This window comes from Endozoicomonas sp. (genome assembly GCF_051008435.1).
Classification (GTDB): domain Bacteria; phylum Pseudomonadota; class Gammaproteobacteria; order Pseudomonadales; family Endozoicomonadaceae; genus Endozoicomonas_A.
This window is the reverse complement of sequence record NZ_JBPCXO010000102.1, coordinates 1-7,730: the sequence shown is the minus strand read 5'-3', so window position 1 is coordinate 7,730 and position 7,730 is coordinate 1. Positions and strand designations below refer to the sequence as shown.

Annotated in this window: 6 protein-coding genes; 3 read left to right on the top strand and 3 right to left on the bottom strand. The window is 46.5% G+C overall.

Annotated elements, in window-relative coordinates:
• The first annotated feature begins 421 nt into the window (after positions 1 to 421).
• Together ACR2PX_RS04565 and ACR2PX_RS04560 are read left to right on the top strand one after the other, a co-directional pair.
• Positions 422 to 1,219: a hypothetical protein gene (locus ACR2PX_RS04565; protein ID WP_433998182.1), complete on the top strand. Its 798-nt coding sequence runs from the start codon at positions 422 to 424 to the stop codon at positions 1,217 to 1,219.
• 97 nt (positions 1,220 to 1,316) lie between these two features.
• On the top strand, positions 1,317 to 2,159 hold the full coding sequence (locus tag ACR2PX_RS04560) for an SGNH/GDSL hydrolase family protein (RefSeq protein WP_433998181.1): 843 nt from the start codon (positions 1,317 to 1,319) through the stop codon (positions 2,157 to 2,159).
• Between the two features lie 46 nt (positions 2,160 to 2,205).
• Here the strand turns inward: ACR2PX_RS04560 and ACR2PX_RS04555 are convergent, their stop codons facing one another.
• The 3 genes from ACR2PX_RS04555 to ACR2PX_RS04545 all read right to left on the bottom strand — a co-directional run bounded on the left by ACR2PX_RS04555 (position 2,206) and on the right by ACR2PX_RS04545 (position 5,523).
• Positions 2,206 to 3,453: a serine hydrolase domain-containing protein gene (locus ACR2PX_RS04555; RefSeq protein WP_433998180.1), complete on the bottom strand. Its 1,248-nt coding sequence runs from the start codon at positions 3,451 to 3,453 to the stop codon at positions 2,206 to 2,208.
• 518 nt (positions 3,454 to 3,971) lie between these two features.
• Positions 3,972 to 4,454 (bottom strand): MaoC family dehydratase, encoded by a 483-nt coding sequence (locus ACR2PX_RS04550; protein ID WP_433998179.1) that lies wholly within the window; start codon positions 4,452 to 4,454, stop codon positions 3,972 to 3,974.
• A gap of 97 nt (positions 4,455 to 4,551) precedes the next feature.
• A complete protein-coding gene (locus tag ACR2PX_RS04545; RefSeq protein ID WP_433998178.1) occupies positions 4,552 to 5,523 on the bottom strand; it encodes an alpha/beta hydrolase in 972 nt (323 codons plus the stop codon).
• Between the two features lie 359 nt (positions 5,524 to 5,882).
• On the opposite strand from ACR2PX_RS04545, the gene ACR2PX_RS04540 reads away from it, so the two are divergent.
• Complete coding sequence (locus ACR2PX_RS04540) at positions 5,883 to 7,568, top strand: AMP-binding protein (RefSeq protein WP_433998177.1); 1,686 nt, start codon at positions 5,883 to 5,885, stop codon at positions 7,566 to 7,568.
• Positions 7,569 to 7,730: the final 162 nt, after the last annotated feature.

Below are 7,730 nucleotides of genomic sequence, written 5' to 3'. Positions count from 1 at the left end.
CGGTTTGAGACAGTTTTTATGATTATTTGAGGCGAATAGCGAGCTATTCAACGAAAAGAATCATAAAAAATGGCCAAATCCGGCTTTTTCGCAGTAGGTCAGTGGTAAGTCCGACAGGCTCCTAGGGAGCAGTCTCAGAGGGCTGACTGACAAAGAGGAGTGTGAAGGATTTGAGGCGTTACTTTATGAGTGCGCTGAACAGACGGATTATGAATATCTGACTTCAAGTGGCTCAGTTCCCAGTGACTCTTCCAATGCCAGTTCTGAGCTAAAAAAGATTGTCAGTGTTCAGCTGAACAGAGTGGCCCATGGGGATAACTTTCATGGTACACAGTCAGACTCCTGCTTAAAAGCAAAACTTCGTCATATTCAGCTCTGGGGAACGGGAGGCTATTCAAGAAATGTGGAGTTTGTCAGTTTCATGCCCTACATGGCAGGTGACTATTTCGCTTCCAGATTGCCCTACTATGAAGAACCCACCAATCTCGACTTTCTTCTGACTCATGGTGTCCAATCCCACGCTCTTTCTGAGTATGTAGCGTCTCACCATGGAGCGCTCGATGCGGATCTACTGTTTTTTCTGATTTTTGGTGATGAATGGGACAGCACACTGGATCGGTATTCCATCGAAGAGCCTTTTTGTCACAAGTGGAATGATGACTGTCTTCTGGTGAATTGGCCTGTGCCGGTATCCCCAACCTATATAAATCGTTTCCTTTTATTGGGGCAGTTCTCTGAAGTGATTAATGAAGTATTGTCAGAAGGCTGTGAGGAACGAGTTCGAAAGCTGGCAGAGATTCTCGGTTGTACCGGCGATCATGAAGAGCAGGTTGCTTGCCTGAAAAGGTCAAAAGACGCTTTAAAATGCCTTGAAATGACTATTTTTGAACATCAACAGAAGCATCTGAACAGACAGGCAGAACAATACGGTATTGATGTTGATCAGGCTCATCAGGTGACGGCCTCTGAACCTGACAGAGCGTATTCGAGTTTGTCAGGTGGTAGTTATGATCAGAAGTCTGTTCGCCTGGATCGGGTAGAGAAAGCTCTGGCGAAAGGGTACCAGGTTATAGGAGTAAAAATTGATAATGATAATGTTCGAGGACCCTGTTACCTCTGCAGTGTCAAATCAGGTATAGCGCGTGAATCTCTGGCAGCCTTTAAGGCTTTTGCAATCGTGAAAGGTCCAGCCATGGAGTTTCCCGAATATATCTACTGAGTGTCACTCCTTCGTATCATTTAATTACTGACGTACAGTGCTCAGATCTTTTATAATTCTCTTGCCTTTAAAATAATAACAATTCTGGAGATAAGCTTTGTTGATCCTGTTACTGCTGATACCTGTTGCGACAGGCGTGCTTCTTTTCTCTGCTTATTCATCTGCCACCCGCTTACCCAGAAACAGACCTGATCGATTCTTATCGGAAAAGAATTCGGATCATAAGGTTATTGCCTGTCTGGGAGACAGTCTGACCCATGGTACGGTTTCTTATAATTATGTGGAAGCTCTGGAAAAGTCGTATAAAGGAAAACAGGTTTCATTGGTGAATGCCGGTGTTAACAGTGATCTGGCCTATAACCTTTTACAACGCATAGACCCCGTCATTCACTGTAAACCTTCTCTTGTCACCGTATTGATTGGAACCAACGATGTGAATGCTGTGCTCTGTGAAAACGGGCATGAGCAATACAAAGCCAAACAATTACCACAGCGACCTGATATTGAGTGGTATGAAGATCAGCTTCGTCAGACAGTGCAGAAACTAAAGCAGTCAACCTCGGCAAGCATTGCATTAATTTCACCACCGATTATGGGTGAAAACATGACCGGTGAGACTCATGGCAAAGTGGGGCAGTATGGTGAGATTGTCAGAAAGATTGCGCAGGAAGAAGCTGTAGAATACCTGCCATTGTTTGAAGAAATGACAGCTGTCGTGAAGCAAGCCGGAATGCAACAACAAGGGTTTGCCCGTCAGGACTGGGCAAAGACAAAAGTAAAAGCCGTATTCAGGCGTTTTGTACTGGGTCAAAGCTTTAACAAGATAGGCCTATCCATGGGCTATTACCTGCTTTCCGATGGTATTCACTTGAATGAAAGAGGAGGGGAGATACTGCAAAGACTGGTCAACGGCTTTATCGTGGAGCATTTAAAGGACTGACAATGAGAAGAAGGAACCGAACAAGATGCCCGGTTCCCGTGGCTTTTTAATGGGTCATGGCATCAGCGACTTCGCGATACATGTTGTTGATGATCTCTGGACCATTAATTCTCTGGTGTCCCTGTCGAACAATGATCAGATTTTCTGAAGGCGAGACAATCACGACCTGGCCATTATTGCCCGATGCTGCATATAGATCAGCAGGTGCATCCGGGAAGATAACGCCTGTTTTTGCCGCGTGATTATTAATGGCAGGGTGTCGCCAAGTGTCATTGGGGCCGGTGTTTAACCACCACAGAAAGCCGTAAGCAGCATTGAGTGAAGAGCCTGGCGATGTTGCTTCGGTAACAAAGTTCTGGGATAGAATCTGTTGACCGTTCCAGTTACCCCCGTTCAGGAAAAGGTACCCCAGTCTTGCCATATCCCGGGATGTGGTTCGCAAATGGGATGGCATGATCATCTGCCCGCTGTTGTCGGTAAAAACAGTGGTATTGATCATGCCCAGTGGGTTGACGAGTTCATTCGTTGCGAAAGAAGCAGTATCTTCATTGGTAGCAACACTGACGACCCTGTCCAGACATTGAATGGCCAGTCCATTGTAACGCCATACTGTCCCGGGGGGGTGTTGCTGTGAGCGATTGATGGCGTGTCCTGTCATATCACTCTTACCCACAGAGTTTTCTTTTCGAAAGTGCCAGAGATCGCCAAAGGTGCTGTAGTATCGTCCTGAGTCATTGGCGAGAAGCTGGCGGACAGTCACGGGGTCGCTGGCTGTACCCTGCCATTGTGAGATGTAGTCCGAGGCTTTGTCGTCAATACTCAGAAAACCCTTGTTCTGGGTAATACCTACCACTGCAGCGGTGAATGATTTAGTGACTGACCAGATATTCTTTTGCGGGTCATTTGCGGCCAGTCCATTCCAGTATTCTTCCCAGACGATGTAACCATCGCGAATAATCAGAAGGCTATCCGAGTTGATGGACTCTGCATAACTAGAGGTATTTTGCAGCAGGTTTGAATCAAAGCCATGATTTTCCGGGGTATCCGATTGCCAGGTAGGCACAGGAAAGATCGGACCTTGTGCGAAGGAAGAAGTACTGAACGTACAAGCGATAGATACAGCAATAACAGACTTTATTATTCGGTCGCTTTTTTTATACAACAGCTCTTTTAGAGATGACATAGCTATTTTAGCTCCAGTCATGCTCACCTTGTTCAGTGCTTTTGGCGCTCTTGAATCAGGCAGCCAGAACCCGAACTTCAGGTGATTTTTATTTATTGTTTTCAGTCCCATCTCATTTCTTTTGCTTGTTTACTGGTGCCGTAAACAAGCAAAGATGAAACTGCTCTGAAGTGCCGATTAATTTGCTGGTTGCATAATCTCTCTGCCAAAAAGCGACAGTTGTATTATATTTCCAGCTCAATAAGCACTTACTTTCAAAAGAGGCTGCACTGAAGTAGTGCAATATTGAAAGATTCATATAAATGAAACAAAAGCTTAAAATTCATTCAATCGTTTGACTTAATTTTTGAAAAAAGAGGGATATTTTTTTGAATAAGTGTGCGCTGGTTCAATAATATGAAGACTTTTCAGTGATGGACGGATGATCATTCCTGTCAGCTTGATATTGATCCATACACTGGTTCAAAGATAAGCAGAAGAGCGACGGCAAGTGGTGTTCATTATTGGAACAGGGTTGCCAAAGTTGTGCGGCAGGGAGGCCAAAAGAGTGCACAGAGGATGGTTGTTATTTAAGTGAACAGAATGAGAAGCAGGAAGAAAGCCGGAATAGAACCGGCTTTCAAAAGCAATCAGGCTCTGCTGATTAACTCTACGTCAGGCAGCGGGTATTCATCCACAACCACTTTTTCAACAGAGGGCATCACTTCCGCTTTGCCTTTTACTACTGTCTTGCCGTCCTGATTGACCACATTAGTGGAAACCGTTGCACGCTTGCGACGTTCATTGATCTCTACCACTTCCAGCTCGACCGTGACGGTGTCACCAATTTTAACAGGACGCATGAATTTCACTTCCTGTGACAGGTAGATGCCACCGGGTCCGGGCAGTTTGGTGGCCAGAGCGCAGGAGATCAGGGATGAAGTCCACATTCCGTGGGCAATGCGTCCCTCAAACTGGGTAGTAGCGGCAAAATCCTTATCCAGATGCACCGGGTTGGTATCGCCGGATACTTTGGCAAACAGCAGAAGATCCTGTTCGCTAAGAGTACGGGTCAGTGTTTCTTTATCCCCGATTTTAAGCTCATTGAATGGGGTGTTTTCCAGTTTACGCATTATCATTGGCCCTTAAAGGCAAAACTACATAGAAAGTGCGGTAGTAAAGACTACCGGCTGACAATTCCACAAAAATTGAGTATGAAAATGCTGTTACTCAGGATTCTGAGACCACGGGAGTGGTGTTTTTCTCTGGGCAGCATTCCCGGCTCATAGCTGTTTGATTAATCCATTGTAACAGGCGTGTTATCACTTGCTGAGAATTCGTTTCGTTCAGCATTTCGTGACGGCCTTCAGGATACAGGCTCAGTGTGACATTTTTTAACCCGGCTTTCCGTAATGCTTTGGTAAGTTTCTGTTGCCCCTGGGGGGCACTGACAGGGTCTTTTTCCCCTCCCATTACCAGCACAGGCAGCTCCGGCTCTATCTGCTTGAGATTGCTGATGGCGCTGATATGAAGCAATCCCTTGAAGAGATCGTGCCAGAGCTGATTGCTGCAGGAGAAGCCACAGAGTGTATCGGAGATATAATCATCAACAGCCCGGGGGTCTCTGCTCAGCCAGTCAAATTCAGTACGGTTTGGCTTGAATTGGCGGTTATAGCTGGAAAAGGTTAATTGCTTGATCAGGGGACTTATGCCTTTTTTGCCCTGCCTGAGACATTCGGCCTTGGCAACCATCAGGCCGGCTTCCAGTAACAGCTTGGGGGCATAATTTGAGCCAGAGAGGATCGTACCGGCCAACCGGGGAGTATGATGGATCAGATAACTCTGAAGAATATAGCTACCCATACTATGGCCCATGAGCACAAGAGGAGCACTGGGGAATTTCTTCTGAACAAACTCAACGACAATTGCCAGATCATCCACCACTTTATGCCAGCCGCGCTGCTCTGCGAAATAGCCTTCACCGTTTTGTTCAATACAGGCGCCATGGCCTCTATGATCATGGGCGAAGACTATGAAACCCGCCTGGTTCAATTCTGCAGCAAAAGAGCGGTAACGCTGTCCGTATTCAGCCATACCATGACTGATGTGAACAATGCCTTTTCGACTCACACCATCGGGAAGTTCGTTCCAGCAATAGAGAGGAATGGTATGGTCGTCGCTTTTAAGTGTGTGTATTTTCATGCCGTGGAGCTGCTCTCTTTATTGTTGATCTTCTGCTCGTTAGCCGTGGGCATTGGATAAGTCCCTGTATTTGATATGCGGTAGAGGGTTACTCTGAGGATGCATAATCAATGAACACTTTATGGCAAAATTGAAACAATTAGTAAATGATTTCCCGATTTTTTCTAAAGACTCTCTATCCGGAAAACCGTAAAACTGGTAATCTCCGACACCCCATTCTGGGTGAGAAAACGCCTCGCTTCGAAAGAGAAGGCAGGCTGATTTAGCTGTGACAGATTAGTGGTAACTGACTTAGTGATGTTTTTGGCAACTTTAGGGCAAAACAAACCGGGCTCTCTTGTACAGTGGAGGTGGTCTCTGTGATTCACAGTGGTTTCTGGAAAGACAAGTACCCTGAAGACGTGCCATCCGAAATTGATACCGGGCAGTACCGTTCCATTCTGGATGTGCTGGATTACGCCACCCGCAGATACGCAGACAAGCCAGTTTTCAGCAATCTGGGTGAAAGTATCACTTACTCAGAGCTTCATGAGCTGAGCGGCTGTTTCTGCAGCTATCTTCAGAATCATACCGATCTCAGGCCGGGTGATCGCATTGCCATCATGCTGCCAAACCTGCTGCAGTTTCCCATTGCTGTTTATGGCGCTCTCAGAGCGGGCCTGGTGGTTGTAAACACCAACCCGTTGTATACCGAGCGGGAGATGGAACATCAATTCAGTGATTCCGGTACCAAGGCTTTAGTTGTTCTGGCCAATATGGCGCATATGGCCGAGAAGGTGGTCTCGAAAACATCCATTGAAACCGTAGTGATTACCGAAGTGGGGGACATGCTGCCACCGTTGAAGAAAACGGTAGTCAATCTGGCAGTTAAGTACGTTAAGAAAATGGTACCTGATTACCATATCAAAGATTCAGTCCGTTTCAGCAAAGCCATGAAGCTGGGTACCCGGAACGCTCCTCACGATGCCCGCAAGGAAGAAGATGAAGTAGCCGTTTTGCAGTACACAGGCGGTACGACAGGTGTTGCCAAGGGAGCGATGCTGACTCATCGCAATATTCTCAGCAACATGTTTCAGGTTAAGGCCATGGTGGCCCGTAATCTGGATGATGGCAAAGAGCTTCTGATTGCCCCTCTGCCTCTCTATCACATTTTCGCGTTTACCGTTCATTGCATGGTGGGCATGCTGGTGGGTGCTCATAATCTGCTGATCACCAATCCCCGCGATATGAAAACCTTTATGAAGGACATCAAAGGGCAGCCATTCAGTATGTTTGTTGGCCTTAATACGCTCTTTGTCGGTCTGATGAACAACCCTGAGTTCCGTAAAATGGACTTCAGCCATCTGAAAAATACGGTTTCGGGGGGGATGGCTTTGCAGATGGATACGGCCGAGCGCTGGGAAAATCTCACTGGCTGCAAAATCTGTGAAGGTTATGGCATGACAGAAACCTCACCGGTCGTCACCATTAATCCTCTGGATCGCATCAAGCTTGGTTCTATCGGTATCCCAGTACCGTCCTGCGAACTGAAAGTGATTGACGACGACGGCAATGACTTGGGACTCAATGCTGTGGGAGAGCTGTGTGTAAAAGGTCCTCAGGTCATGAAAGGCTATTGGGATAATGTTGACGCCACTGACGAAACCATTGATGAAAAGGGCTGGCTGAAAACAGGCGACATCGCCCGCATTGATGATGAAGGTTATGTCACGATTGTGGATCGTAAAAAAGACATGATCTGTATTTCCGGCTTTAATGTTTACCCGAATGAGCTGGAAGAAGTAATGGCCATGCATCCCGATGTCGATCAGTGCGCCGCTATTGGTGTTCCCCATGATAAGACCGGTGAAGCCATCAAAATGTTTGTGGTTAGCTCCAATCCGGCCATGAATGAAGAGCATGTGACCAAGCACTTGCGCAAGCACGTTACCGGCTATAAAGTGCCCAAGCAGATCGAATTCCGCGAGGAGCTGCCAACGACGAATGTTGGTAAGATACTTCGCCGTGAATTGCGCGATGAAGAGCTGAAAAAGAGAGGCCATTAATCGGCTCCTATTCCTGGTAGCCTCATTCTTATCAGTGGGTTTGAAACAGTATTGAGTAATCTATGATTATCTATCATAATCTCATACTATGGATAAGAGATTAGTCAAGATTGGTGAAGCAGCTCGCTTGCTGGGTACTGACCACTCAACATTGAGGAAGTG

Excerpts from the sequence above, each read along its gene's own strand:
- ACR2PX_RS04565 (WP_433998182.1), top strand. The coding sequence starts at position 422 with ATGCCCTACATGGCAGGTGACTATTTCGCTTCCAGATTGCCCTACTAT.
- ACR2PX_RS04555 (WP_433998180.1), bottom strand. The coding sequence starts at position 3,453 with ATGGGACTGAAAACAATAAATAAAAATCACCTGAAGTTCGGGTTCTGG.
- ACR2PX_RS04550 (WP_433998179.1), bottom strand. The coding sequence starts at position 4,454 with ATGCGTAAACTGGAAAACACCCCATTCAATGAGCTTAAAATCGGGGAT.
- ACR2PX_RS04545 (WP_433998178.1), bottom strand. The coding sequence starts at position 5,523 with ATGAAAATACACACACTTAAAAGCGACGACCATACCATTCCTCTCTAT.